Annotated in this window: 22 protein-coding genes; 9 read left to right on the forward strand and 13 right to left on the reverse strand. The window is 59.1% G+C overall.

The window, feature by feature from the left end; genetic code table 11:
• Window positions 1-223: 223 nt before the first annotated feature.
• Entirely contained in the window at window positions 224-2,176 is a 1,953-nt protein-coding gene (locus tag AC2FJ6_RS08520; protein ID WP_496668816.1) for a 4Fe-4S binding protein, read from the forward strand.
• On the opposite strand, the gene AC2FJ6_RS08525 is transcribed toward AC2FJ6_RS08520, so the two are convergent.
• Window positions 2,170-2,898, reverse strand: coding sequence for a c-type cytochrome (locus AC2FJ6_RS08525; protein ID WP_170769483.1), 729 nt, complete (start codon window positions 2,896-2,898; stop codon window positions 2,170-2,172). The two genes, AC2FJ6_RS08520 and AC2FJ6_RS08525, sit on opposite strands and share 7 nt — an antisense overlap.
• A gap of 109 nt (window positions 2,899-3,007) precedes the next feature.
• On the opposite strand from AC2FJ6_RS08525, the gene AC2FJ6_RS08530 reads away from it, so the two are divergent.
• Genes AC2FJ6_RS08530 through AC2FJ6_RS08540 form a run of 3 tightly spaced genes read left to right on the forward strand, consistent with a single transcriptional unit; the run spans window position 3,008 to window position 5,237 of the window.
• Window positions 3,008-4,069 carry an Mrp/NBP35 family ATP-binding protein gene (locus tag AC2FJ6_RS08530; RefSeq protein WP_480874915.1) on the forward strand — a complete coding sequence of 354 codons (1,062 nt, stop codon included), beginning with the start codon at window positions 3,008-3,010 and terminating at the stop codon, window positions 4,067-4,069.
• Entirely contained in the window at window positions 4,066-4,755 is a 690-nt protein-coding gene (locus AC2FJ6_RS08535; RefSeq protein ID WP_170769485.1) for a biotin/lipoate--protein ligase family protein, read from the forward strand. Before AC2FJ6_RS08530 ends, AC2FJ6_RS08535 begins: the two co-directional genes overlap by 4 nt.
• Window positions 4,756-4,757: 2 nt before the next feature.
• The gene (locus tag AC2FJ6_RS08540; RefSeq protein ID WP_170769486.1) at window positions 4,758-5,237 is read left to right on the forward strand and encodes a DUF6505 family protein; all 480 of its coding nucleotides are present in this window, start codon (window positions 4,758-4,760) and stop codon (window positions 5,235-5,237) included.
• Here AC2FJ6_RS08540 and AC2FJ6_RS08545 read toward each other — a convergent pair.
• From AC2FJ6_RS08545 to acs, 9 genes are all read right to left on the reverse strand, one after another.
• Window positions 5,226-5,939 carry a sulfotransferase family 2 domain-containing protein gene (locus AC2FJ6_RS08545; protein WP_170769487.1) on the reverse strand — a complete coding sequence of 238 codons (714 nt, stop codon included), beginning with the start codon at window positions 5,937-5,939 and terminating at the stop codon, window positions 5,226-5,228. The two genes, AC2FJ6_RS08540 and AC2FJ6_RS08545, sit on opposite strands and share 12 nt — an antisense overlap.
• Window positions 5,940-5,990: 51 nt before the next feature.
• Window positions 5,991-6,491, reverse strand: a complete 501-nt coding sequence (locus AC2FJ6_RS08550; protein WP_170769488.1) for a flavin reductase family protein — start codon at window positions 6,489-6,491, stop codon at window positions 5,991-5,993.
• Window positions 6,492-6,580: 89 nt separating this feature from the next.
• Window positions 6,581-7,993 (reverse strand): 3'-5' exonuclease, encoded by a 1,413-nt coding sequence (locus AC2FJ6_RS08555; RefSeq protein WP_170769489.1) that lies wholly within the window; start codon window positions 7,991-7,993, stop codon window positions 6,581-6,583.
• Between the two features lies 1 nt (window position 7,994).
• Window positions 7,995-8,513: a hypothetical protein gene (locus tag AC2FJ6_RS08560; RefSeq protein WP_170769490.1), complete on the reverse strand. Its 519-nt coding sequence runs from the start codon at window positions 8,511-8,513 to the stop codon at window positions 7,995-7,997.
• Window positions 8,514-8,538: 25 nt separating this feature from the next.
• Complete coding sequence (locus tag AC2FJ6_RS08565; RefSeq protein ID WP_170769491.1) at window positions 8,539-10,362, reverse strand: DUF294 nucleotidyltransferase-like domain-containing protein; 1,824 nt, start codon at window positions 10,360-10,362, stop codon at window positions 8,539-8,541.
• Between the two features lie 111 nt (window positions 10,363-10,473).
• Window positions 10,474-12,258 carry a sodium:solute symporter family protein gene (locus AC2FJ6_RS08570; RefSeq protein ID WP_496668818.1) on the reverse strand — a complete coding sequence of 595 codons (1,785 nt, stop codon included), beginning with the start codon at window positions 12,256-12,258 and terminating at the stop codon, window positions 10,474-10,476.
• A gap of 15 nt (window positions 12,259-12,273) precedes the next feature.
• Window positions 12,274-12,558: a DUF4212 domain-containing protein gene (locus AC2FJ6_RS08575; RefSeq protein WP_170769493.1), complete on the reverse strand. Its 285-nt coding sequence runs from the start codon at window positions 12,556-12,558 to the stop codon at window positions 12,274-12,276.
• A gap of 185 nt (window positions 12,559-12,743) precedes the next feature.
• The gene (locus AC2FJ6_RS08580; RefSeq protein ID WP_170784511.1) at window positions 12,744-13,427 is read right to left on the reverse strand and encodes an adenylate kinase; all 684 of its coding nucleotides are present in this window, start codon (window positions 13,425-13,427) and stop codon (window positions 12,744-12,746) included.
• A 7-nt stretch (window positions 13,428-13,434) separates the two neighbouring features.
• Window positions 13,435-15,399 carry an acetate--CoA ligase gene (gene acs, locus AC2FJ6_RS08585; protein WP_170769495.1) on the reverse strand — a complete coding sequence of 655 codons (1,965 nt, stop codon included), beginning with the start codon at window positions 15,397-15,399 and terminating at the stop codon, window positions 13,435-13,437.
• 429 nt (window positions 15,400-15,828) lie between these two features.
• Here acs and dctP point away from each other — a divergent pair, with 429 nt between their 5' ends.
• The 3 genes from dctP (at window position 15,829) to AC2FJ6_RS08600 (ending at window position 18,942) form a co-directional block, all read left to right on the forward strand.
• Window positions 15,829-16,845 (forward strand): TRAP transporter substrate-binding protein DctP, encoded by a 1,017-nt coding sequence (gene dctP, locus AC2FJ6_RS08590; protein ID WP_496668820.1) that lies wholly within the window; start codon window positions 15,829-15,831, stop codon window positions 16,843-16,845.
• A 63-nt stretch (window positions 16,846-16,908) separates the two neighbouring features.
• The gene (locus tag AC2FJ6_RS08595) at window positions 16,909-17,538 is read left to right on the forward strand and encodes a TRAP transporter small permease subunit (protein ID WP_170769497.1); all 630 of its coding nucleotides are present in this window, start codon (window positions 16,909-16,911) and stop codon (window positions 17,536-17,538) included.
• Window positions 17,539-18,942, forward strand: coding sequence for a TRAP transporter large permease (locus AC2FJ6_RS08600; RefSeq protein ID WP_170769498.1), 1,404 nt, complete (start codon window positions 17,539-17,541; stop codon window positions 18,940-18,942). It abuts the gene before it with no gap.
• Between the two features lie 131 nt (window positions 18,943-19,073).
• Here the strand turns inward: AC2FJ6_RS08600 and ocd are convergent, their stop codons facing one another.
• Both ocd and rocF read right to left on the reverse strand, forming a co-directional pair.
• A complete protein-coding gene (gene ocd / locus AC2FJ6_RS08605; protein WP_170769499.1) occupies window positions 19,074-20,117 on the reverse strand; it encodes an ornithine cyclodeaminase in 1,044 nt (347 codons plus the stop codon).
• Window positions 20,117-21,037: an arginase gene (gene rocF / locus AC2FJ6_RS08610; protein ID WP_170769500.1), complete on the reverse strand. Its 921-nt coding sequence runs from the start codon at window positions 21,035-21,037 to the stop codon at window positions 20,117-20,119. The genes ocd and rocF overlap by 1 nt, the downstream gene beginning before the upstream one ends.
• An 86-nt stretch (window positions 21,038-21,123) precedes the next feature.
• Between rocF and AC2FJ6_RS08615 the strand changes: the two genes are divergently transcribed.
• Window positions 21,124-21,552, forward strand: a complete 429-nt coding sequence (locus AC2FJ6_RS08615) for an Lrp/AsnC family transcriptional regulator (protein ID WP_170769501.1) — start codon at window positions 21,124-21,126, stop codon at window positions 21,550-21,552.
• A gap of 102 nt (window positions 21,553-21,654) precedes the next feature.
• The gene (gene mprF / locus AC2FJ6_RS08620) at window positions 21,655-24,264 is read left to right on the forward strand and encodes a bifunctional lysylphosphatidylglycerol flippase/synthetase MprF (protein WP_170769502.1); all 2,610 of its coding nucleotides are present in this window, start codon (window positions 21,655-21,657) and stop codon (window positions 24,262-24,264) included.
• A gap of 3 nt (window positions 24,265-24,267) precedes the next feature.
• On the opposite strand, the gene AC2FJ6_RS08625 is transcribed toward mprF, so the two are convergent.
• Window positions 24,268-25,830 (reverse strand): efflux transporter outer membrane subunit, encoded by a 1,563-nt coding sequence (locus AC2FJ6_RS08625; RefSeq protein WP_496668823.1) that lies wholly within the window; start codon window positions 25,828-25,830, stop codon window positions 24,268-24,270.
• Between the last annotated feature and the right edge of the window lies 1 nt (window position 25,831).

Genomic DNA, 25,831 nt, shown 5'->3' on the forward strand with positions numbered 1-25,831 from the left:
TCACTATGGTACACAAAATGATCTTCTGCCAAGCCCAAGCACTACGACTTTAGTCGCATACGGTGATAGCGAGTTCGTGAGGGGCCTTGTTCCCCGGTAGAAAAACAGGGTTGTTTAGCGCGTCCGGGGGTTGGATTTGGCGTGTTTGCGATGGGGTTTACATTGCCGTCCTCTGAATACAGCCTACTGTGCTGTGAGATGGCGCGACATCCGGGGAGGGGATATGAGCACCAAACTACTATTATGCGACTGCGCGGGCACTCAGCGCGTGGACGCAGACAAGATTGCGTCCGCTTGCGATGCGACATGTTCCAAGGTCCACACGGCGCTTTGTACGCGCGAATTGGAGACAGCTGCGAAGTTTATGCAGGACGGTGACGTGATTGTCGCCTGTGGACAAGAGCAGGAAGTCTTTCGCAACCTGGCCGAAGAGCTTGGGGTCGAGGCCCCGGGTTTCGTCGATCTACGAGACCGCGCGGGATGGTCGGATGAGGGCGCTGATGCCGCCCCCAAGATGGCAGCGCTGGCTGCCGAGGCGCTGTTGCCGCAGCCGATCACGCCCAGCGTGGATGTCGTCAGCGAAGGCACGTGTTTTATCATCGGCCCCGGTGCAGTTGCGTTTGATCTGGCCGAGCGTCTGTCGTCGACCTTGGCCGTCACGGTCCTCAGCACCGACGATAGCGAGCCGATGTCGCGGGCCTACGATGTGGTGCGCGGGCGTGTTCGGTCGCTGACCGGTGCTTTGGGTGGATTTTCCCTGCGGCTGGATGCGCTGCAACAGTTAGAACCCGGCGGACGCGGAGCCTTTGCATGGTCGGAACCGCGCGACGGGGCGGGCTCATCCTGCGATATCGTTCTGGACCTGACCGGTGACACGCCTTTCGTGCAGGCCCCCGCCAAGCGCGAAGGGTATCTGAGGGCCGATCCCAAGGATACCGTCGCTGTGGAGCGTCTGGCCTTTGAAGCGGCGCAACTGGTCGGCACCTTTGAAAAACCGCTTTATGTTCGGATGGAGGAAACCCTCTGCGCCCATTCCCGCGCCGAACAGGTAGGGTGTTCTAACTGCCTGGACATCTGCCCAACCGGTGCGATCACCTCTGCGGGCGAACACGTGTCAATCGACCCTATGATCTGCGCCGGATGCGGAGAATGCGCGGCGGTTTGCCCCTCGACGGCGATCACCTACGAAGACCCGCCGGTTGCAGCACTTTTGTCCCGGATGCACATTCTGGCGCGCACTTATCGACGGGCCGAGGGACAAGCGCCCCGGTTGCTGGTTCATGATGCCCACGGGGCTGAAATGATCCGACTGTCCGCCCGCTTTGGTCGCGGTCTGCCTGCCGAAGTCATCCCATTGGAACTAAACGTGATCTCGGGCTTTGGCCATTCCGAAATGCTGGCCGCGCTGGCCCATGGATTTGCTCGAGTGGATGTGTTGCTGACTCCAACGACCGAGCGGGATGCATTGGACAGGGAACTGGCATTGGCCGAGGCCATCGCAGGCGTGGGCAAGCTGGGCCTGATTGATGAAGCGGACCCGGACGCTACGTCCGATCAGCTATATGGTCAGGATGTTCCAGCACCTTTGGCCGACACGGTGCTACCCTTGGGAAATCGGCGTCAAATCGCACGCTTGGCCGCGCAGGTGCTTAATCCTCAGGCCGATGCTCCGCTGCCATTGCCCGAAGATGCGCCTTACGGAGCGGTGGCGGTGAATACAGACAGTTGCACGCTGTGTCTGAGTTGCGTGTCGCTCTGCCCGTCGGGGGCGCTGATCGACAACCCGGATATGCCGCAGCTGAACTTCCAGCAGGATGCTTGTTTGCAATGCGGCATGTGCCGAACAATCTGCCCCGAGGACGCGATCACGCTGGTCCCGCAACTGGACCTGAGCGATGCCGCCTTGTCTCAGCAGGTGTTGAACGAGGAAGAGCCCTTTGCCTGCGTCGAATGCGGCGCGCTGTTCGGCGTTAAATCTACGGTCGAACGGATCATGGAGAAGCTGTCGGGCACGCATCCAATGTTCGCCACCTCGGAGCAGGCGCGGATGATCCAGATGTGCGACAATTGCCGAGTGAACGCGCAGTTTCAACATCAGGACAATCCGTTCCAATCCGCGCCGCGCCCCAAGGTGGTCACGACCGAGGACTACTTCTCAAAAAGGAAGGATCACTGAAGTTGCAGCGGAGCGCCCAGATCAGCGGCGCGAATGACCGAGACAAAGGCCAATATCGCGTCCAGCTCGTCCAGCGTTATCTCGACCGGATGAATGGGCGAGGGGCGTTCCGGGTCGAAGGGCGGTGTCAGCCCGTCGATCTGGGTAAAGGCCGGATGCGGGTTCAGGGCAAAAAACGCCTCGAACCGTTCCGACCAGTCCGGCATCGCACGCAGTACGGCAAAGGATGGCGTCGAGCCCAGCCCGTTCATGCGGTTTTGCGGGCCGATCACGTGGCATCGCCCGCAATGGGTCATCGACAGTTCCTCGCCCAACAGCGCATCGCCGTCGATCACGGTTTCTTCCTGCACGGCGGCGATCTCGAACTCGGCCGAAAACGGCGTGCCATTGTCGGGGGCAAACCCTTCGACCGTGCGTTTGCCGATATCCGACAGCAGCCAGTCGCGGAACCGTTCGTGTTTGGTGTCGTCCCCGATGCGCAGGTGGTATATCACCCCATCGCGGGCAAAGACCGGATCACCCGGAGGGCCGTTTTCCAACACCAAAACGCCCGTGTCATCGGCAATAACCCGTATCCCGGTCTTGAGAGAGAAGCGGGGAAGAATATGTTGCAACAGGCCAGAGTCGGCAACTTCGGGCGGGGCAGCCAGCCCGAGCGCCTCTTGCGACCAAGAGGGGGTGGCGGTGAGCGTCAGGCTCAGGCACAAAAGGAGTACGCGCATGGGGTCAGCCTAGCGGCAGCGCCCCAATTGCGTCAAATAAACAGAATGAGACGGAGACACATGCAATGAACAGCAGCCACATGGTTGGGAAAATCAAAGGGTTACAGGCATGAGTGTTCGTGACGCGGTTTTGGCGAACCTCAAGAAGATCACTGATCCGGTGTCGGGTCAGGACATTGTCAGCGCTGGTATCGTGCGCGCTCTGAACGTCGAAGGCGACGCCGTTCGCTTTGTGATGGAGATCGATCCCAAGTACGCCGACAAGATGGAGCCGGTGCGCGCGACGGCTGAGCAGGCGGCGCAAATGGTAGATGGCGTGGCCAAGGTTTCGGCCATGCTGACCGCGCATTCCGACAAGGCACCGCCAGATCTGAAACCCAAGCCGAAACCGGCGCAGACCGGCCCTCAGCCGGTGGCCGGTGTGGATCGGATCATCGCCGTGGCCTCGGGCAAGGGCGGGGTCGGTAAATCGACCGTATCCGCGAACCTTGCCTGTGCGCTGGCTGCCGAGGGGCGGCGCGTGGGTCTGTTGGATGCCGATGTGTATGGCCCGTCGCAGCCTCGGATGCTGGGCGTCTCGGGTCGTCCGGCCAGCCCCGATGGCAAGACGATCCTGCCGCTGCGCAACCACGGCGTTACCATGATGTCGATGGGGCTGATGACCAATGAAGGGCAGGCGGTTGTCTGGCGCGGCCCGATGCTAATGGGCGCGTTGCAGCAGATGATGAACCAGGTGCAGTGGGGCGCGCTGGATGTGCTGATCGTTGACCTTCCGCCCGGCACCGGCGACGTGCAACTAACGCTGAGCCAAAAGTTCCAGGTAGACGGCGCAATCGTTGTCTCGACCCCGCAGGACGTGGCCCTGATCGATGCCCGTAAGGGAATCGACATGTTCAACCAATTGAAAACGCCGATTGTTGGCATGATCGAGAACATGTCCACGCATATCTGCTCGAATTGCGGGCATGAGGAACATGTGTTCGGCCATGGCGGTGTGGCGTCCGAGGCTGAATCGCTGGGTGTTCCGCTGCTGGGGGAAATCCCTCTGCATCTGGACATTCGCGTGGCCGCTGATGGCGGTGCGCCCATCGTGGTCAGCAAACCCGACAGCCCGCAGGCCGACGCGTTCCGCAAAATCGCCCGCGACATGATTGCCAAGGGCAACGCATGACGGAACCCGTGTTCCCTCCGCTGCTTGCAGGCCACCCGGTGCAGGGCGGCGAGGACCCGTTTCAGCGCGCGCAAGCCATGGCCGCGTTGGGCTGCGACGCGGGAACGGTGGTCTACAACATTCAGGCGGACCGCCTGCGTGTGGCAATCGTCTTTGCACCTGAGGTTCCGCTTCAGGACGCGATGGCGATGCTGCCTCTGTGCGCCGTGGGCTTTCAAAACGCCCTTGGCGCCCTTGCACCGCCCGAGGTTGCGGTGCATCTGGACTGGGATGGTCCGATCTGTGTGAACGGGGCCAAGTGCGGGATGTTTCAGGTCGCGGCCTCGGCTGCCGTGCCCGAGGCCGAACCCGACTGGCTGATCGTGGGCTGGGAACTGGCGCTGATACAAACCAGCGAAGCGCCTGGCGAAAATCCTGATATCACAGCGCTTTATGACGAAGGCTGCGCCGAGGTATCGCCGACTCAACTGGTCGAAAGCTGGTCGCGGCACATGCTGACATGGCTCAACCGCTGGCAAGAAGACGGAAATGCGCCGCTACACGCCGAATGGATGGGGCTGCTACGCGGGGTGGGCGAACCCTATGACACAGGTGTCTTTCTGGGCGCCGACGAACGGTTCGGAATGCTGATCCGCGACGGTGCCGAAACAACCCTGCGCCCCTTGACGGATCTACTGGAGAACTAAAGATGAAACTGGCCCGCGCGATCCATTTCGACGAAAGCGACATGAACGTATTTCATTCCCCGGCCCGCACGGGCGAGTGGTGTATCTCGGGCGGGTTCGAGTTTTCGAACTGGGGCGAGGGCGATCTTGAGGGCAAGGCCCGGCAGGCGTTCTCGAACGGTTGGTTGGGCGTTGAGACCTTTGGCCGGGTGACATTCGTGGCCGTGACGCAGGTGGAAGCCTCCGAGATCGACCAGATTGCGCAGAACCTGGCCGAGCATTTCGTGCAGTTCTATGGCGCACCTTCGGTCGAAGCCGCCTTGGGCGTGGCACAATCAGAGATCACCCATATGTCCGAGTTGTGCGAAGAACATGCGCCCAACACCCTGCTGACCGTTGCCCGTGAACTATCCGAGACCGGTGTGCATGAGGCTTTCCGCATCATCACCCCGCAGGAAACCCAGCTTGAGGCGTTGGCCGTGCATGGCTCGCTAGACGACTGACAAATGCGGTTGCAGTCTAGGGTGCTGGGCCAGTTTCATCTGCGCATAGGACAAGTCATGCGGATCGGTGCTGTAACCTAACAAATCGAAATCCGGGCGAAACGCATTGATGACCATTTCTGTTAGTTCCGGGTCGTAGTACTCGGCGATTCTACGTGATCGCTTGGACTTGTTTTCATGGTCCAATGTCGCGTTTACGCCGATCTCGGAGCAAAAAGACCGGAAATCAGCGTTTAGGTTTTCCAAACGCCCAACAGTACCGACGATGCAGCGGTCCTGCGGGTCCAACACATACGACGATTGACAGTTTGGCGAACATTCGGTCCCACAATACTCTATAATAAACTCTCGAAAACTGATGTCCTTAATCGCGTTATGCAAGGGGTGAATATCGGTCTGCTGTATATAGCTGAACAACGAAATCTGGAGGTCGAACGGGTTCCGAACAAAGGCGAGCGAATGCATTGCCCAATATCTGTCACCCAAATGCTGGACGTAGTCTGTCGCCTTCGCATGGACTGGAAGAGGTTGGAATTTCGACTTTGGGTAAAGCCCAGTATTTAGAGTCCTCTTGTCGAGGCTTTTGAGCGACCGCTGAAGGGGATTTGGTCGGTCAAATTCTTTTCGCAACGCCCATGCAACCGAACTTCCGCCGGTTTTGGGGATGTGGACAAAGACGATTTTCTTCTTGCTTCCAATCATTGTACGGGGTTGTACGATATTAGATCGCAATAAGTGAATACATAAAATAAACTAAATCAGGTCAGCAAAACCGCCAAATTGACCGCGTTTGAAAATCAATCCTTTTCCGGTGCGATACATGACTTTTTCGACCTCTCCGATCAGGATCAGGTGGTCTCCGGCCTCGTACCGGGCGTGAAGTTGGCAGTCAAAGCGGGCAAGGCAATTCGACAGTTGCGGGCGGTTGGCGTGATCCGGCGCCCAATCCGCGTGGGAAAAATCCGCGCCGTCACGGGCGAATTTCAGCGCCTGATCCTGCTGATCTTGCGCCATAACGTGGATTGAATAGTGCTGGCAGTCATGAAACGCACCGAACCGGTTGGAATCCTTTGCCAGACACCACAACACCAAAGGCGGGTCCAGCGAGACCGAGGAGAACGAGTTCACCGTGATCGCACGGGGCCCCAATGCGGTGTGGGTGGTGACTACGGTAACGCCAGTTCCGAAACAGCCCAACGCCTCGCGGAAGGCGGTGCTTTGATCCGGGGTAGGGGTAAAGGTCGTTTCCGTCATTGCGCGCTCGTTCAGTGGCCGGGCCTCAGGTGCCACGACCCGGTGGGATTGTCCACGAAAAGCTGTGTTTAACCGATATATTTTCCAGCTTAGTTCAGGTCTTCCAGCAAGCGCCCATGCTGACGCGTCGCCTCGATAACCGCACCGAACGTGTTCATGCCGCGCGCTTGTAACATGGGCAGCATACGAACCAGAGCCTCAGCCGTGGCGACGGCGTCGCCCAAGGCGGTGTGACGCAAAGCGTCCGGAATGGTGATATCCAGCCTCTCACACAGCGCGTCCAGTGTGTGTTTGTCGCTGGCCCCGAACAGCACGGCGGACAGCAAGACCGTGTCCAGAATGGGGTGATCCCATGCGACGCTCATCTGGTTGGCATGGCGGCGCAAAAAGGCCATGTCGAAGGGCGCATTGTGGGCCACGATCACGGCGTCCCGCGCGAATTGATGGAACACGCGGCCTGCCTCGGCAATCTTGGGCGCATCCTGGACCATGGCATTCGTCACTTTATGCACCTTGGTCGAGGCCGGCGGGATTGGCATCTCCGGATCAACCAGCATATCCAACTGTTCGCCTTCAATGATCCGACCATTCACCACCCGAACAGCGCCGATTTGCACGATCTCATCCTTGTGCGGCAATAGACCTGTGGTCTCGGTGTCGAAGACGACAAAACACAGGTCTCGCAGTTCCAGCGTCTCAAGCGCGCGGTTGGCTTCCGAGTTCATCAGTGCGAAATCATAGACCAGCGGGCGTGAGGCTTCGGGCGCGATATTGGCGACGCTGTCATCGAATATCAGCATGTATCCGGGCGCATCGCCTAAGGGCTTCATGCGGGTCGCAAATGACTGGGTGCCGTCGGTGCTTGTCAGCGTGCAGCTGACCTCGAGCCCGGTTTTGACCAGTTTGGTATAGGCATTTTCCAGCGGTTCAGGTTGAAAATATTCCGACAGTGCCGCGTTCAGGCGGGGATGTGAAATCTGAGCCAGAACCTCGGCCGCCTGTCCATCATAAAGAACGATCTTATGGGTCGGACTGGCCAGCAGCATGGCCACCGGGATATCAGTCAGCAAAGCGGTCAATCGTTGCTTTTCAGCGGCCAAATGTGCGGTTTCGGCGGCGACGGCTTCGGCCACACTCAGGGTCTTTTCTGAAAGCTGATCAGCTAGACCTGCAGCCGCAGGGGCCAGATCGCCCAGATAGCGCGCGGCCTGCATGTCCATGTCCGAGCTGACACCCGCATGAGCACGCGCCCGCAGTTCCGCTGACAGACGCTCGATCGGTTTGGCGACGTTGTCATCGAACAAAAGCCAGACGGCAACGATCAGTGCAACGAAGCCGAAACCCATGATGATTTCAGCAAAAATGAACGCGTTGATCAGGTCCGGGTCGGCCACGCGGCGGTAACTGATCCACAGTGCCAGTGCGCTGACGACTACTCCGCCAACGGCCAGCAGGCAGAAGAACAGGAAGATACGCAGGCGCAGGCTTAGCCGGGTCAGCATGTTACACTCCGCAGGTGGCCTCGATGATGGGGTCGTCGGTTGTGCCAGAGATCCAATCGGCATTCACAAGCTGCCCATCGGCCCCGAACTCGGCCCCGTCGGCCAGATTGGCGCGCAGGTTTTGCGCGCAATCGACCGCCACGGGCACTACAGAAATAGGTGCCCAGCGGCCAAAGAAATAGAGGTCAACCAGCCGCTGTTCCGGCACTTGTTCGTTTGTGCGGACCGAGACGGTGTCAATCGCCGCAAACCGGTTCACGAAGGGTACCGCATAGGTCCAGGGACGGTATAGCGCGCGGCTTTCGACCTCTTGCACCACGGTCATCCCGTCGGGCAGTGTGTCTTTGGTGCGGTCGTACCACGAATACTCGCTCGAGATCGTCATTCCGATCATCCCAAGCCCTGCAGCGACCGGCGCGACCCATTTGGGCAGACGACCGCCGGTAAATTTGTTTATCACCATCACCACGCCGGCGAATGCAATGCCTGCAAAGATGGTGGCGATCAGTTCGAGGAACATTCTGTCTCTCCCATTTCCAGCCGGTTTACCCCAGCATTCCTTTTCCGTGGCCAACCGCTGATTGCATCGTTTTTATCACGACAAACGCGTCGCGTAGATGACTTCGCTCAAAGTCAGACAGGTCCGATGGCGGCAGGAAGTTATCCGGTTTCTTGTCGCCTTTCACAAGACGCACCTGATGTTCCAGCCTTGTTTCAGCGATCAGGTCATAGGCGTCCAGCAGATCCCGCGCGCCGGACGCACTGAGGATACCTGCCGATCCTGCCGCTTTCAGCCGCGCGCGGGTGTTGGCCTCCGGCAGTTTGCCTTGCAGGCTGTAAATCCGCGCCAGATCAACCACTGGCACAACGCCGTTATGTTTTAAATCCAGCGTGTTGCGGTGCTCACCCGACCGGATGGTGGCAAAGCCGCGTAGAAGGCCCAGAGGTGGTGTGTGTTTCAGTGAGTTCGAGATCATATGCGCCACGAAGATCGAGTTCGATCGCGCCGCAGCCAGCGTATCGGCTTGCAGGTCGTCGAACAGGTGGAAAGCGCCGCCGATAGGGCGCAGGTCGAACATGACCGAAGCCAGCATCTGCGCCTCAGGGTCAGGCTTGGCGATCCAGCCCTTGAAATAATCGCGCCAGACGCGCACCGGCTGGCACCAGCGCGGGTTCGTCGCCATCATGTCGCCGGGGCAATAGAAATACCCACAAGTGTCCAGCCCATCTGAGACGAATTTGGCCAGCGCGTGGAAATAGGACATGTCCACTTCGGACACGCTGTCATCCAGCATCAGGCAATTGTCTTGATCCGACACTCCTGTCTGTTCTTGTCGACCTTGCGATCCGCAAGCCAGCCACAGATAGGGCACAGGCGGGGGTCCAAGCTTGGCCTCAGCCAGCGCCAGCAACCGCCTTGTAGCCGTGTCCGCGATATCGGTGATCAGGCGCGTGACGATCTCATGCCGGTTCCCGGCGGCGACGAGCTGTACCAGAAGCTGCGGGATTTCATCGGTCACGTCGGCCATCTGCTGGGCCGTCTGCGCCGACGCGATCCGCCGGACCAGTTCGGCAGAGTTGACGGCCTGATAATGGGTCAGGTCGGTCTGCGTCACTATACCGACCAGACGACCGCCTTCGGAAATCGGGATATGGCCAATGCCGCGCTCCATCATGATGTGCAGAACGTCTGACCCGATATCGGATGGGGACAGGGTGATGGGATCGGCGGTCATGATGGCTGAAATGGGGGTGTCGCCGGGCATCCCATCGGCCACGAACTTACCCGAGATATCGCGCAACGTGGCGATCCCGCGAAGCGCGCCCCCCTCGGTTACACAAAGTGATGAGATATGTTTGTCCCGCATCACCTGTGCAGCTTCACGGACCAGAGTGTCCGGCGGGCAGGTGGCAGGGTTGTGTGCCATCAGCACGTCGATGGCGCTTGTCGCCAGACTTTGCGGGCCCTGGCGCGCATCACGGGTGCGGTTAAAGAACTTTGCGACAACCGAATGCCCGTCAATCAATGCGCGCACCAGATCAGACGGCAGAACCAACAGTACTGAAGGCGCGTGCGTTTTGGCCTTGGTGAGCGCCTTGCCGTCCTTCAACAGGCCCCGTTCGCCAAAGGAATTGCGCAATCCCAGATGAGAGACCACGGCGTCGTTCTCATCCTTGATCTCAACCTGTCCCTCGTAAATCACAAAGACGCCGGGCAGGGTATGGCCCAGCTCATAGATCGGAGAATCCTCTTCGACCTCCCAGACCTCGATCTGTTGCGCGACAGAATCCAGCAGGTCGTGGGGCAGGGCGTCATAGGGATGGACGGATTTCAGAAACCGGGTGATCTCGTCATGGGACAGGGGCATGGGCTACTCCTCGGTTTCGGGTTGAAAAATCCCGCCCGGTGGTGTGCCGGGCGGGAGTAGTCAGTCGAAAGACGCGGCCTTTGGCAATGGGCCAATGGGCCGCATCAGGGCTCAGTGATCCTGAGCTGCACCCGCGCCACGGGGAATGCGGATGCTTTCGACCATATCTTTGATCTCCTGCGGGGTCTCCTTGGTCGCGCCGGCTACAAAGTAGGCGACGGCAAAGTTGACCATGGCACCGATCGCGCCGAACGAGGTCGACTTGATCGGACCCAGCAGCGGGTCAGCATCGGTGAACGAGTTGGTGCCCGGAATGAACAGCCAGCCCTTGTGCAGGAAAATGTAGACCAAGGTGACGACCAGACCAGCCAGCATACCCGCGACCGCGCCGGTGTTGTTGATGCGGGTCGAGAAGATCCCCATCATCAGCGCCGGGAAGATCGAGGCCGCTGCAAGACCGAAGGCCAATGCCACCGTCTGCGCCGCGAAGCCCGGAGGGTTAAGACCCAGCCAGGTTGCCACGGCGATGGCGACTGCCATTGCGATCCGCGCCGACAGAAGCTCGCCTTTTTCCGAGATCTGCGGGTTGATCGCGCCCTTGATCAGGTCGTGAGACACAGCCGACGAGATTGCGAGCAGCAGGCCCGCAGCGGTCGACAGAGCAGCGGCAAGACCGCCGGCAGCGACTAGACCGATCACCCAACCTGGCAGGTTGGCGATCTCGGGGTTGGCCAGAACCAGGATGTCACGGTTGAACTTGGTCAGTTCGTTGCCCGCCCAGCCTTTTTCTTCTGCAATCGCGTTCAGAGCGTCCGACTTGTCATTGTAGTACTGGATTTTGCCGTCGCCGTTCTTGTCTTCCCAGTCCAGCAGACCGGTTTTCTGCCACGTGGCCATCCAGTCATAGCGCGCGTCATTGTCGATCTGTTCAACCGAAACAGCGCCACCTTCGATGCCACCATTCGGCCACATCATTTCACTGATGTTCAAACGGGCCATGGCACCAACAGCAGGAGCGGTCAGGTACAGCAGCGCGATGAAGACCAACGCCCAGCCAGCGGACCAACGTGCGTCAGACACTTTCGGTACGGTGAAGAAGCGCATGATGACGTGGGGCAGACCCGCAGTACCGATCATCAGCGACAGGGTGAACAGCACCATGTTCAGCGTGTTCGAGTGGTGGGTGGTGTATTCATTGAAACCCAGCTCGGTCACGATGGCATCCAGCTTGGTCAGCAGGGGTTCACCACTTGCAGTGTCACCAAACAGACCCAGCGCCGGAACAGGCGTGCCGGTCAGTTGCAGCGAGATGAAGATTGCCGGGATGGTATAGGCAGTGATCAGCACGCAGTACTGAGCGACCTGAGTGTAGGTCACGCCTTTCATCCCACCAAACACCGCATATGCGAACACGACAGCTGCACCGATCAGCAGACCCGAGGTGTTGGACACCTCAAGGAAGCGGCCAAAGGCCACGCCAACGCCGGTCATCTGACCAATCACGTAGGTCACGGACGCAACGATCAGACAGATCACCGCAACGATACGGGCCGTCTGGCTGTAGAAGCGGTCGCCGATGAATTCCGAAACGGTGAACTTGCCAAACTTACGCAGGTAAGGGGCAAGCAGCAGAGCCAGCAGCACGTAGCCACCGGTCCAACCCATCAGGAAGGTCGAGTTGTCATAGCCGGTGAAGGCAATCAGGCCTGCCATCGAGATGAACGAAGCCGCAGACATCCAGTCCGCCGCTGTCGCCATACCGTTGGTGACCGGGTGAACGCCGCGACCGGCGGCGTAGAATTCAGATGTGGACCCCGCACGGGCCCAGATCGCGATGCCGATGTATAGCGCAAAGGACGCGCCAACAAACAGCAGGTTGATGGTAAACTGATCCATAATCCCCGCTCTCCCTTAGTCTTCTTCCACGCCGTGTTCGGCGTCCAGCTTGTTCATGCGCCAGGCGTAGTTGAAGATCAGCACCAAAAAGACCAGGATCGATCCCTGCTGGGCAAACCAAAAGCCCAGATCGGTGCCGCCAACCGAGATGCCGGACAGCAGCGGACGCAGCAGAATGCCGAATCCAAAAGACACCAGCGCCCAGATCGCGAGGCTGATGTAGATGAGACGCAGGTTGGCCTGCCAATAGCCCTTATCGGCCTCGGCAGTCTGCGCGGAGTTTGTGGTGTTATCCGCCATTGCGGGTTCCTCCTTCGCTACCTCGTTGGCGGCCCGTTGCCCAACTCCTCCAGTGCGTTGGACCGCTTCTCGAATGTGCCAAACGCCCCGTGACGTCCGGCAAAACTTCTCTGGTCCGCCAAGGCGGGTCCATTGAAGTATTCTGTTTTAAGGATCAAAGCCCGGTTTGGGCTTATCTCCTCCCCTTAACTCATGACCCCGCGCACAAGCCCTTGCAGGTCGTTGGCGATGGCGTCGATTTGGCCCATGGCATCAATGCCTTGCAGCACGCCTTGGGCTTGGTAGTAGTCAATCAGCGGTGCTGTCTGCGCGTGATATGCAGTCAGGCGCGACGCAACGGTTTCGGCGTTGTCATCCGCGCGACGCTTGAACTCGGTGCCGCCGCAATTGTCGCATTTGCCTTCAACAGCAGGCACTTTGAACGTGTCGTGATAGCCTTCACCACACATGGCGCAGGTGTAACGGCCCGAAATGCGCGCGACCATTTCGGCGTCCTGAACCTCAAGACTAATCGCGGCGCTGATCTTTTGATCCGATGTGGCCAGCAGCCCGTCCAGCGCCTTGGCCTGAACGGTGGTGCGGGGGAAACCATCAAGGATTACCCCTTTCTGGCAATCCGGCTTGGCCATTCGGTCGCGCAGGATGGCGATGACGATCTCGTCGCTGACCAGATCGCCCGCTTCCATCACGGCTTTGGCGGCTTTACCTGCGTCGGTGCCTGCGGCAACGGCCTCACGCAGCAAGTCGCCGGTGCTGAGCTGAACCAGACCGAATTTATCTTCCAGCATCCGAGCCTGCGTGCCCTTCCCGGCGCCCGGAGGGCCGAGAAGGATCAGAACAGCGGGGGAGGTGGTAACGGCAGCGTCCATCATTCCCTCACTTATTCGCCCGGTTTTCGATCAGGTCTTCGACGACCGACGGATCGGCGAGTGTCGAGGTGTCGCCCAGAGAGCCAAAGTCATTCTCGGCGATCTTGCGCAGGATGCGACGCATGATCTTGCCCGAGCGCGTCTTCGGAAGGCCCGGCGCCCATTGAATTACGTCCGGCGAGGCAATCGGCCCGATCTCGGTCCGTACCCAGGTGCGCAGCTCTTTCAGCAGCTCATCTGAAGGTTCACGATCATTCATCAAGGTGACGTAGCAATAGATGCCTTGCCCTTTGATTTCATGTGGGTAGCCCACCACGGCGGCCTCGGCCACGGCCGCATGTGCCACCAGCGCACTTTCGACCTCGGCCGTGCCCATACGGTGGCCCGAGACGTTGATAACGTCATCGACGCGGCCTGTGATCCAGTAATCGCCATCTTCGTCCCGACGGCAACCGTCGCCGGTGAAGTAGTAGCCTTTGTAGTCCGAGAAATAGGTCTTCTCGAACCGTTCATGGTCGCCCCAGACGGTGCGCATCTGACCGGGCCAGCTGTCCTTGATGCACAAAACACCCTCAACGCCGTTGCCGTTGATTTCGACACCGGATTGCGGATCCAGCACCACGGGCTGCACGCCAAAGAAGGGTTTCATCGCCGAGCCGGGCTTGGTCGCATGTGCGCCGGGCAGGGGGGTCATCATGTGGCCGCCGGTTTCGGTCTGCCACCAGGTGTCAACGATGGGGCATCTGCCCTTGCCGACAACATCATTGTACCAGTTCCACGCCTCTGGGTTGATCGGCTCACCCACAGTGCCCAGCAGACACAGATCGCTGAGGTCGTGCTTTTCAACGAACTCATTGCCCTGACCCATCAGGGCACGGATCGCGGTAGGGGCGGTGTAGAACTGATTAACCTTGTGCTTGGCGCACACCTCCCAGAAACGACCGGCGTCGGGATAGGTGGGCACGCCTTCGAACATCAGCGTCGTCGCACCGTTGGCCAGCGGGCCATATACGATATAGCTGTGGCCCGTGACCCAGCCCACATCCGCCGTACACCAATAGATGTCGCCCTCGTGGTAGTCGAACGTGACCTCGTGAGTCAGCGCGGCATAGACAAGATAGCCGCCGGTTGTATGCACGACGCCCTTGGGCTGACCGGTCGACCCGGAGGTGTAGAGGATGAACAGAGGATCCTCGGCATTCATCTCAGCCGGGGCGCAATAATCGTCTGCCTCAAGCGCCATTTCGTTGTAGTCATAGTCGCGATCGGCAATCCAAGTGGTTTGACCATTGGTGCGCTTGACGACCAGACATTTGACGGTGTCCTTGCAATGCAGCAATGCCGCATCCGCATTGGATTTCAGAGGGGTTTTGCGGCCACCGCGCGGGGCTTCATCCGCGGTGATGACAACCTTGGCGTCGCACCCATTGATCCGCGCTGCCAATGCGTCCGGAGAAAATCCCGCAAAAACAATCGAGTGGATGGCGCCAATACGGGCGCAGGCCAACATGGCATAGGCTGCTTCGGGGATCATCGGCAGGTAGATGACAACGCGGTCGCCTTTGCGCACGCCCAAGGATTCCAGAATGTTGGCCATCCGGCAGGTGCGGCGGTGCAACTCGGCATAGGTGATGTGCTGAGCCGCGTCGTTTGGATCATCCGGTTCCCAGATGATGGCGGTCTGATCGCCGCGTGTTTCAAGATGGCGATCCAGGCAGTTGGCCGAAACGTTCAACGTACCATCGGCATACCAGTTGATGCCAACCGAACCGAAATCATAGCTGACATCCTTGACCTGCGTGAACGGTTTGATCCAGTCGACACGCTTTCCCTGCTCGCCCCAAAAGGCGACAGGGTCGTTGACGGAGGCTGCGTACATCTCGGAATATTTGTCAGCATCGACATGTGCACGCGCAACGGTTTCTGCAGTTGGCGGATAAGCTTTGGCATCTGCCTGGGCAGCGGTTGTCATTCTGAGGCTCCTCCCTCTAGGACTGAAATTGACGGGCTCGATTTTGCCTGCTGATTTGGCAATGTCGACCCGCATCCTCCCCGTACCGAATAATACGGAGAACTGAAAACAAGGGAATAAATTACAGAAAACTAAGGATTAGTTTGTAAATAAATTTCTTGATTCCTATCAAATTAGAAAACAAATTTGTAAAATGGATGAAAAATAAAATAGAAACATATAGTTGATTGTAACAAGTGAAAAGCGTGACAGCTGGCTTCTGATCCATAGGCAATAGGTATTTGAAACTCATCTTTTAGTTGTTAGCGCCAAACGGAACCGAGGAACACGGGCACGCGTCCCGCTCTGGGGGTTGGCACTTTAAGATGTTGGCGCTAGCTTTGCTTGCAAGCGCCCTGGGGAAGGGGCGCAAAAAAGGGAGAGATCACAATGAAAAAGATGCTGAGCGGTGCGGCTGTTGCCGCTTTGACCGTCGCCTTCGTGTCTGAGGCCGCAGCAACCGAATGGAGCGCTTCGGTCTGGGGTAAACGCCGCGCCTTTACTGAGCACGTTGAAAAACTGGCCGAGTTGGTCAGTGAAAAGACTAATGGCGAGTTCACCATCAATGTCAGCTATGGCGGCCTGTCCAAACCGCGCGAGAATCTCGATGGGATTGAGATCGGCGCGTTCGAGATGGCGCAATTTTGCGCGGGCTATCATCGCGACAAGAACCGGGCCATCACGGTGCTGGAGCTTCCGTTCCTCGGGGTGAACAACCTGGAAGAAGAGGTGGCCGTCAGCCACGCTGTTTACGATCACCCGGCGGTGAAAGATGAGATGGCACAGTGGAACGCGCGCATCATCATGACCTCGCCCATGCCGCAGTATAATCTGGTCGGCACCGGCGATCCGCGTGACAAGCTGGCAGATTTCGACGGCATGCGCGTGCGCGCCACCGGTGGTCTGGGTCAGGCATTCGAAGCGGTTGGCGGTGTCCCTACCTCGGTTCCCGCGACCGAGGCGTTCAATGCGATGGAATCAGGCGTTGTCGACACGGTGGCCTTTGCCCAACATGCTCACCTGTCCTTCGGCACCATAAACGAGGCCGATTGGTGGACCGCAAACCTCAACCCCGGTACGGTCAACTGCCCGGTGGTAGTGAATATCGACGCTTATGAAGCGCTGCCTGCCGAGCACCGCGAGGCGCTGAACAGCTCGATTGATGAGGCGATTGACCACTACCTCGCCAATTATGGCGGCCTGCTGGAACAGTGGGACAGCGTCCTGTCCGAGAAGGGCGTCGCAAAGGTCGAAATCGACGAGGCGGTGATCGAAGAGTTCCGCACCAAGGCAGCAGATCCGATCCGCGAGCAGTGGATAGCGGACATGTCGGCCCAAGGTCTGCCTGCGCAGGACCTCTATGATCTGGTTCAGGCCACGCTGAAACAACAGCGCGGCGGCAACTGATCGTATCGTCCGGGTGCCTCATCGGCGCCCGGACACCCATAAAGACAATAGGGGATCACCGGCATGGCAGGACAGGCCACGGTGCTTGAGGATGGCAGTTGTCTCAGCCGTCTGGATCATCAATTATTGCGATTGGAACGGTTCCTTGCCCTGATCAGTGGGATAGCTGTATTTGGGCTGATGGTTTTGGCCGTGGTATCGGTTAGCGGGCGTAACGCGTTCAACGCACCTTTGCCTGGCTATGTGGACTGGATCGAACAGGCCATGCCACTGATCGCGTTCCTTGGCATTTCCTTTGTCCAGCGGGATGGCGGGCACATCCGAATGGATATCGTCATCTCGCGCCTGCACGGGCGGGCGCTGTGGCTGTTCGAACTGATCTCGGTCGTATTGATCCTTGTTCTGATGCTAGCCCTTGTCTGGGGCAGCTGGTCCCACTTCGACCGCTCGTTCGATTTTGGCGCACCGTTGTGGAGCCGTGACAGCTCAATCGACATCGGTATTCCGCTCTGGCCTGCCAAACTGTTGGCTCCGGTTGCTTTCTCGGTGCTTTGCTTGCGGCTGATCTTGCAAATCTGGGGTTATGGCCGCGCCTTTGTCTTAGGGCTGGAGAAACCAGTGGCCGTGCCGCTGATACAGGATGTCGCCGCCCAGGCGGCTGCCGAGGCCGAGCAATTCGAAGGGCAGGACTAAATGGACACGATTGATATCGGCCTGTGGGTTACAGGTGGCCTTCTGGTTCTGGTCATCACTGGAATGCGCGTGGCCTTTGCGGCAGGTTTGGCAGGTTTGGTTGGGCTGGTCTGGATTTTCTGGGCCAAGTTCGGCTACGATCCCGACCGCTTTGGCAAAGCACTGACCGTGGCTGTCAAAACGGCGGGGCAGGTGCCTCATTCCAAGGTTGCGGCCCATACGCTCAGCCTGATCCCGACCTTTATCCTGATTGGCTATCTTGCCTACTATGCAGGTCTGACCCGAGCGCTATTTGAAGCTGCCAAACGCTGGGTCGCCTGGGTGCCCGGCGGGTTGGCGGTGTCCACCGTCTTCGCCACGGCTGGCTTTGCGGCAGTGTCGGGCGCTTCGGTCGCCACTTCTGCCGTGTTTGCGCGCATCGCCATCCCCGAGATGCTGAAGGTCGGATACAATAAACAATTCGCGGCCGGCGTCGTCGCTGCTGGCGGAACACTGGCCTCGCTGATCCCGCCATCTGCGATTCTGGTGATCTATGCGATCATCGTTGAACAGGATGTCGGCAAACTGCTGTTGGCCGGTTTCATCCCCGGCGCATTTTCAGCGGTCATTTACGGTCTGCTGATCGTTGGCATCGCCGTGATCTTCAAATCAGTTGGTCCACCCGTTACTGGGTTCACTTGGAAGCAGCGCTTTGCGGCACTGCCCGGTGCGTTCCCAATCGTCGCCGTGATCCTCATCATCATCTGCTTCGTCTACAACCCTTTTGGCGACAAGGCCTGGGGCACCCCCACCGAAGGCGGCGCGATCGGAGCCTTTATCGTCTTTTGTTTTGCGCTGTTTCACGGAATGCGCTGGACCGAGCTGAAATCGGCCCTGCTGGAAACAGCAAAGCTGACGGCCATGATCTTCTCGATCATCTGGGGGGTTCTGATCTATGTTCGGTTCCTCGGGTTCGCGGATCTGCCCGGGGCATTCTCGGACTGGATCACATCGCTTGAGATGTCGCCAATGCTGATCCTGATCTGCATCCTGCTGGCTTACGCGGTTCTGGGCATGTTCATGGACGCCATCGGGATGCTGCTGCTGACGTTACCGGTGGTCTACCCCGCAGTAATGGCCTTGAATGGCGGTGAAACCGTCAGCGCGGCTGAAAGCGCCTTTGGGATGTCTGGCCCGATGTGCGCCATCTGGTTCGGTATTCTTGTGGTGAAAATGGCCGAGTTCTGCCTGATAACCCCACCCATTGGGCTCAACTGCTTTGTGGTTGCAGGGGTCCGCCCGGACCTGAGCGTTCAGGATGTTTTCAAAGGCGTGACACCGTTTTTCATCGCAGACGCCGTCACCATCGCGTTGTTGGTGGCGTTCCCTGGTATCGTGCTCTATCTGCCGTCCTTGGCTGGGTAGCAGGTAATTTGCGAGGCTCTGCCTCGCGCTCCGGGATATTTTTAGCCAGATGAAAAGCGGATCCGTACTTCATCTGGCCCCAAATATCCCAGGGGAGTCGCCCGCAGGGCGGCGGGTGCAGAGCCCCCTACTTAGCTCGCCCGCATCAGCATACCATAGAGGTCTCGGGGATCGTCCGGGTCAGCGAGCATATCGAGAGCTTCGAAATAGTCGGTACCTTCGATTGCTGATTTGATATAGCAAAGGGCCGAGAAGTCCTCGATTGCGAAGCCCACACTGTCAAAAAGGGTGATTTGTTGGTTGTCCTTGCGACCCGCAGCTTGACCGGTCATGACCTGCCAAAGTTCAGTAACGGGATGATCGGGGTTCAGCGCCTGAATTTCGCCTTCGATGCGCGTTTGTTCGGGGTACTCGACAAAAATGTCCGAGCGGAGCAGGATGTCTCGATGCAGTTCGGTTTTACCAGGGCAATCGCCGCCGATGGCGTTGATGTGCACGCCAGGGCCGACCATGTTGTCGGTCAGGATTGTCGCGTATTTCTTGTCGGCCGTGCATGTTGTGATGATCTGAGCACCCTCGATGGCGTCTTCGGGCGTTTTGCACAGCACAACCGTCAGGCCAGAGTTTTTTAGGTTCGCCGCACATTTTTCGGTGGCAGCGGAATCGGTGTCGTACAGACGTACCGAGGTAATCCCACACATAGCCTTGAATGCCAGGCACTGAAACTCGGATTGTGCACCATTGCCGATCATCGCCATGGTCGTGGCGCCCTTTGGTGCAAGGTAACTGCCGACCAGGGCAGATGTGGCAGCGGTACGCAGGGCGGTCAGCAGGGTCATCTCGGTCAGCAGGGTAGGGTAGCCGGTATAGACGTCCGCAAGTAGGCCGAAGGCGGTGACCGTCTGAAGCCCTTCGGATGTGTTCTTGGGATGGCCGTTTACGTATTTGAACCCATAGGCCTCGCCATCAGACGTCGGCATCAGCTCGATCACGCCATGGGGGGAATGAGCGGGAATACGGGGCGTTTTATCGAAACTTTCCCACCGCTTGAAATCTGCTTCGATGCGGGCGGCGATCTGGGTGATCATGCGCTCAAGGCCGATATGGTGCACAAGGCGCATCATATTGTCGACTGACACAAAGGGCACGAGGGCTTTGTCTGAGGGTTGGTTCATCAGAAACTCCGGGTCGGGCGGTCGAAGATGCGCCGCCCCATCAGCGACGCAGCCAAATCGACCATCAGTTTTGCAGTACGGCCGCGCTCATCCAGAAACGGGTTGAGCTCGACCAGATCGAGCGAGCAGACCAGCCCGCTTTCGTGCAGCAATTCCATCACCAGATGCGCCTCGCGCTCGGTCGCGCCGCCGGGAACGGTAGTGCCGACCGCCGGGGCGATGGAGGGGTCGAGGAAATCAACGTCGAGCGACACATGAAGCAGGCCATTTGCGGCGCGGACTCGATCCAGAAAGGCCATTAGCGGGGCCTTGATCCCGTGTTCGTCGATGCTGCGCATATCGGCCAGCATAGCACGGTCCTGTTCCAGGCGCGCGCGCTCGGCCGGGTCTACAGATCGCAGGCCGATCATGCCAACGCGATCGGTCGGCACGGGGGTTGTGATCTTGGGAAAGGCGTCGAAACCCGATTGGCCGGTGAAATAGGCGACCGGGGTGCCGTGCAGGTTGCCGCTATCGGTGCTGTCGGGGGTATGGAAATCGCTGTGGGCGTCCAGCCACAGTACAAAGAGGGGACGGTTCAGCTGTTGAGCGTGCAGGGCCATGCCCGAAACGGTGCCCATCGACAGCGCGTGATCGCCACCCATGAAGATCGGCACGCCTTTGGGTGCTGTTTCAAGCGCGGCGCGCTGCAGTGCTTTGGTCCAGCCGACGCATTCCGGCAAAGCGAAAAGGTGCGCGTGTTCCGCCAGATCGGTTTGGTCGGGTCGGACATCTCCGGCATCGAGAACCGAGTGGCCGAGGTCTGTCAGCGCCGTCTTCAGCCCGGCGACGCGATAGGCGTCTGGGCCCATCCGGCAACCTTGGCGGCGTTTACCGGCATCCATGGGGGCACCGACGAGTATGAGGTTTTCCGTGGTCATGTTTCTATCTAGCCATTCTCTTTGACTTGCGAAAAGCCATCAAATTGTTCAAAATGAAAGCTGGTCATCCGAAATGGGAATGAGCAATGGACGATCTGGACAATCGCCTGCTGAGCGCTTTGCACCGTGATGCCCGTGCCTCTCTGTCTGAGCTGGCCGAGACGTTGGGCGTGACCCGCACAACGGTGCGCAGCCGGTTGCAGCGCCTCAAGCAATCGGGCGAGATCGTAGGGTTTACTGTTCTCACCCGGCGTGACGTGGCGCAAAGTCCGGTGCGCGGGTTAATGATGCTGGAAATCGAAGGGCGCGGAACCGAACGCACCATGTCGCGAATTGCCGCGATGCCACAAGTGCGCGCGGTGCATTCCACCAATGGAAGCTGGGATCTGATTGCAGAGATCGGAACCGATACGCTGGCCGAGTTGGACGCAATCCTGTTCCAGATCCGCCGGATGGAGGGGATCACCCGGTCCGAGACCAATCTGTTGCTGTCCACGCGGAAAGGCCGGGTGTAACCCCTTCTGACGCTTTGCGCTTTTGCGAAACTATGCGAAGGTCCCCCTGCGCGACTGTTGCGCGCCAATGACGATTGTCACGCCTTTGAGCAGAGGGATGGAATGACCACGCAGGACACTGAGCAAGAGCTCTGGGCTGTACGCTGGGCCGAGAAGATCACCGGCTTTCTGGAAAAGCCGCTGGTGCGGATCGCGGTTCCGATTCTGGTGACATTGATCGCGCTGGTTGTTCTGCATGAACTATCTGCCCACGTGAAATGGGGGGATGTTCAGACCGATGTGGCGAACACATCGTGGAAGCTGATGTTCTTCGCTTTGTGTTGGACGGCGTTCAGCTTTCTCGCGTTGTCGATGTATGATGTTCTGGCGGTGCAAAGCGTGGCGGATGGTGAGGTGCCGTTGCCGGTGGCTGGGATGGCGGGGGCCTGCGGCTATGCCGTCTCGAATTGTCTTGGTTTTTCATACATTACCGGGACGGCGATCCGGTATCGCATCTATGCATCGCTGGGGCTGGACCTCAGCCGGGTGGCGGGTGTCATTGCGACGTCTTGGATTGCGTTCTGGTCGGGCATGGTGCTGCTGCTGGGCACACTGCTGACCATGCACCCGGACGGGATTTCGAAAATCCTGCCGATCAGCCCAACGCTGGAGACTGTGATCGGCGTGACGCTTCTGATCGCGCTGGCGGTTCTGCTGTTCTGGCTGGCTAAAGGTGGGCGCAGGCTGGCTTATGGAGGGCTGGGCTTCAACCTGCCCGGAGGTCGGCTGGCCGGGCTTCTGACCGTAGCGGCCATCTGCGATCTGTTCGGGGCGTCGATGACTCTCTACGTGCTGATGCCGGATGATCTGGGCGTTGGTTTCCCGTTCTTCTTCGCGATCTATATCGGCGCGATTGCGGTTGGAATACTGAGCCATGCGCCGGGGGGTATTGGCGCCTTTGAGGCGACGCTGATCGCTGGTTTGGGCGCCTCAGGGCGCTCGGACGTGATTGCGGCATTGTTGCTTTATCGTTTGGTCTATACGTTCTTGCCTTTTGCCATCGCCGCTGTCTCGATCGCTGTGGTCTCGGGGATCAGCCATCGGCGTCACATCACGGGTGCAGCCACATGGGTGTACCGCCTGATGCGTCCGATCGTGCCTATGGTTGCCGCGGGCGTGGCCGCCGTGGCCGGGGCCATATTGCTGCTGTCCGGCGCGCTGCCTGCGAGTAGTCAGAAACTAGGCGTTCTGCGGGATGTGCTGCCCTTGTCCTTTGTTGAGGCGTCCCATCTGGCGGGCAGCGCCATCGGAGTTCTGTTGCTGTTGGTGTCGCGCGGGTTGTTTCGCAAGCTTTACCGCGCGTGGATCGTCGCCATGCTGCTGATGGTGGCGGGGTTTGTTGCCTCGCTGACCAAGGGGCTGGACACGCATGAGGCGATTGGCATGGTCGCGGCCATCGCGTTGCTGGCCACGTTCAAGGACGCGTTTTATCGGGTCAGCGGCGCGTCGATCTTTCGCCTGAACATCCCCTGGCTGATCAGCGTTTTCGCCTTGCTGGCCGTGATCTTCTGGATCGGCCTGTTTGCCTATTCTCATGTGGAATACCAAAACGCCCTGTGGTGGGAGTTTGCCTGGAACGGTGACGCCTCGCGATTCCTTCGCTCCAGCCTTGTGGTGGCGCTGATCCTTGGGGTGGTGGCTGTGATGTCTCTGTTCGGGCGCGAGATTCCAGTGCCGGAGCGCACCGAGATCCCTGCGGTGGTCGAACGGTTGGTGATGGAGAGCGAGGATACCGAATCCCAGATTTCCCTGACCGGGGACAAGCAGTTCCTGATCGCCCCCGACGACAGTGCCTTTCTGGCCTATGCCGATACCGGCAACGCGCTGATCACCAAGGGAGAGCCTGTAGGCGATGAAAAAGCCGGGCAGCAACTGATCTGGCAATTGCGCGAGATGGCGGATCGCGAAGGCAAGCTGTGCGCGTTCTACAGCGTCTCGACCAAATACCTGCCGACCTTTCTGGACCTCGGCCTGTCGATCCTGAAAATAGGAGAGGTCGCGCGGGTGCCGCTGAAAGATTTCTCGCTGGACGGCAAGTCGCGCAAGCGCTTCCGGCAGGCCAAGAACCGGGCCGAGCGCGAAGGCTATGTGTTCGAGATCATCCCGAAAGAGGACTTGGCCCCATACCTGCCAGAACTGCGTCAGGTTTCAGACGACTGGCTGGCGCAGAAAGCGGGCGAGGAAAAGGGCTTTGCCCTTGGTGGGTTTGACGATGCCTACCTGTCCTATTTCGACCACGCCGTGCTGCGCGACAAGGAAGGGGGGCGGATCGTGGCCTTTGCCAACCTGTTCCAGGGCGGTCAAAAATCCGAGCTATCGCTGGACCTGATGCGCTATGAACCCGATAGCCCCAGCTTTGTCATGGACGCGCTGTTCGCCGAGATGATGTCATGGGGCTCTGAGCAGGGCTTCCAATGGTTCTCACTGGGTGCAGCGCCATTTTCGGGGATCGAGAACCGGCAACTGGCCTCAATCTGGAACCGGATCGGAGGATTCGTTTATGAGCATGGCGAGCAGTTCTATCACTTCGAAGGGCTGCGCAGTTTCAAACAGAAGTTCGACCCGGAATGGAGCCCGAACTATCTGGCCAGCCCCGGTGGTCTGGCTGCACCTCGTATTTTGTATGAGGTGAATATCCTTATCTCGGGCGGGTTGCGGGGCCTCACCAAATAGTCGCTAATTCAGGCTGGCTTGCTGCGGCGTCTCTCGCAGCAAATCGCCCCAATCGGTTCGATAGGCCATCTCGGCCAGAACCGTTTCGGGCAGGAATTCCTGATTTTGCCGAATCTGCCAGCCGCCACCCAGCCCTTTGTAGACCGCTACCAGATTGCTGGACACCTGCTGACGCGCTTCGATCAGGTTTGCCTGCGAATTCAGCAGCGCGGTCTGCGTGTTCAGGATGCGGGAATAGTCCGCGATCCCGTCTCGGTATTGATCCACCGCGATCTCGGCTGCCCGGCGCGAGGCGGCGACGCTGTTTTCATAGAACCCCACCTGTTTGCGCGATTGGGTATAAGCGACCATGGCGCTTTCGACCTCGGAATAGGCGGTCAGCACAGTGTTCTGATAATTCGCGATCAGCGCCTGATAGGCGGCGTCCTGCGCCCGGACATTGTTCTTGATCCGCCCGTAGTTCAGCACGTTCCACACCACGCCCGCATTGGCCAGTCCTGTGGAACTGGCCGAGGTGAACAGGTCACGCCCACCGGACGCCTGCACCCCGATCGAGCCGGACAGGATGAACTGCGGATACAGATCTGCCATGGCGATCCCGACCTGCGCAGATTGCGTGGCTGCCGCCAGTTCCGCTGCGCGCACATCGGGACGGCGACGTAGCAGTTCGGCCGGAACACCCACGGCGACGTTTGACCGGGCCGAGGGGATACGCCCTGAATTGCCCAACAGACTGGTCATGCGCGAGGGTGTCGCGCCCAGCAGAACCGCCAGCGCATTCTTGGTTTGTTGCAGATCGCTTTCCAGCGCGGGCACCAGTGCTTTAGTGTTGTTCAGAAGGGCGGTGGATTCCTGCACATCCAGTTCGGTCGTGACACCATTGTTGAACCGTAACTGGGTCAGGTCCGCCGATTCCTGTTGCAGCCGGATGTTTTCCCGCGCGACCGCCAGCGATTCCTGCAAGGCGCGGATATTGACATAGAGCGCGGCAACATCGCCCGTCAGCGTCACCAGCGCGTCGTCGTAATTGGCCACCTGCAACGCAAGATTGGACCGCGCCGCCTGCACGCCGCGCCGTTGCTGGCCCCAGACGTCCAGTTCCCACTGCGCGTCAAACCCGGCTTGCGATGTCGAAAATTCGGTGTCCAGCGGGATGATCTCGCGAATATCGGCAATCGGGCCGAGGTTTTCGCTGACCTGACGCCGCTCGATCGAGGCGCCGATGGCCTGTGATTGCGGGTACAACTCGCCAAACGCGATGCCCAACTGCGCACGGGCCTGCAATACGCGAGCGTCGGCCACCTGCAGGTCGAGGTTCTGGGCATAAGCCTCGTTGATCAATCTGTTGAGAGTTGGGTCATTGAATGTCTCCCACCATTTGACCACGGGCGCGCTGCGCGAGGTCAAACCGCTGGGTCCGGCACTGGGGCTGTTGACCTCGATCCATTCCTTCACGACCGGTGAGTTCGGGCGCACGAAATCCGGCCCTACCGGTGCGCATCCGGCCAACAGGGCGGCGCATAGCACGGTGCCCATCAGTTGGCGGGTCAGGCGGGTTCGTTTCATG

The organism is Ruegeria sp. CDSA089 (assembly GCF_059612205.1).

Coding starts and splice junctions, on each gene's coding strand:
- dctP (WP_496668820.1), top strand. CDS start 15,829: ATGAAAAAGATGCTGAGCGGTGCGGCTGTTGCCGCTTTGACCGTCGCC.
- AC2FJ6_RS08520 (WP_496668816.1), top strand. CDS start 224: ATGAGCACCAAACTACTATTATGCGACTGCGCGGGCACTCAGCGCGTG.
- AC2FJ6_RS08600 (WP_170769498.1), top strand. CDS start 17,539: ATGGACACGATTGATATCGGCCTGTGGGTTACAGGTGGCCTTCTGGTT.
- acs (WP_170769495.1), bottom strand. CDS start 15,399: ATGACAACCGCTGCCCAGGCAGATGCCAAAGCTTATCCGCCAACTGCA.
- AC2FJ6_RS08560 (WP_170769490.1), bottom strand. CDS start 8,513: ATGTTCCTCGAACTGATCGCCACCATCTTTGCAGGCATTGCATTCGCC.
- AC2FJ6_RS08530 (WP_480874915.1), top strand. CDS start 3,008: ATGAGTGTTCGTGACGCGGTTTTGGCGAACCTCAAGAAGATCACTGAT.
- AC2FJ6_RS08615 (WP_170769501.1), top strand. CDS start 21,124: ATGGACGATCTGGACAATCGCCTGCTGAGCGCTTTGCACCGTGATGCC.
- rocF (WP_170769500.1), bottom strand. CDS start 21,037: ATGACCACGGAAAACCTCATACTCGTCGGTGCCCCCATGGATGCCGGT.
- AC2FJ6_RS08580 (WP_170784511.1), bottom strand. CDS start 13,427: ATGGACGCTGCCGTTACCACCTCCCCCGCTGTTCTGATCCTTCTCGGC.
- AC2FJ6_RS08570 (WP_496668818.1), bottom strand. CDS start 12,258: ATGGATCAGTTTACCATCAACCTGCTGTTTGTTGGCGCGTCCTTTGCG.
- AC2FJ6_RS08550 (WP_170769488.1), bottom strand. CDS start 6,491: ATGACGGAAACGACCTTTACCCCTACCCCGGATCAAAGCACCGCCTTC.
- AC2FJ6_RS08565 (WP_170769491.1), bottom strand. CDS start 10,362: ATGCCCCTGTCCCATGACGAGATCACCCGGTTTCTGAAATCCGTCCAT.
- AC2FJ6_RS08525 (WP_170769483.1), bottom strand. CDS start 2,898: ATGCGCGTACTCCTTTTGTGCCTGAGCCTGACGCTCACCGCCACCCCC.
- AC2FJ6_RS08575 (WP_170769493.1), bottom strand. CDS start 12,558: ATGGCGGATAACACCACAAACTCCGCGCAGACTGCCGAGGCCGATAAG.
- ocd (WP_170769499.1), bottom strand. CDS start 20,117: ATGAACCAACCCTCAGACAAAGCCCTCGTGCCCTTTGTGTCAGTCGAC.
- AC2FJ6_RS08555 (WP_170769489.1), bottom strand. CDS start 7,993: ATGCTGACCCGGCTAAGCCTGCGCCTGCGTATCTTCCTGTTCTTCTGC.
- AC2FJ6_RS08540 (WP_170769486.1), top strand. CDS start 4,758: ATGAAACTGGCCCGCGCGATCCATTTCGACGAAAGCGACATGAACGTA.
- mprF (WP_170769502.1), top strand. CDS start 21,655: ATGACCACGCAGGACACTGAGCAAGAGCTCTGGGCTGTACGCTGGGCC.
- AC2FJ6_RS08535 (WP_170769485.1), top strand. CDS start 4,066: ATGACGGAACCCGTGTTCCCTCCGCTGCTTGCAGGCCACCCGGTGCAG.
- AC2FJ6_RS08625 (WP_496668823.1), bottom strand. CDS start 25,830: ATGAAACGAACCCGCCTGACCCGCCAACTGATGGGCACCGTGCTATGC.
- AC2FJ6_RS08595 (WP_170769497.1), top strand. CDS start 16,909: ATGGCAGGACAGGCCACGGTGCTTGAGGATGGCAGTTGTCTCAGCCGT.
- AC2FJ6_RS08545 (WP_170769487.1), bottom strand. CDS start 5,939: ATGATTGGAAGCAAGAAGAAAATCGTCTTTGTCCACATCCCCAAAACC.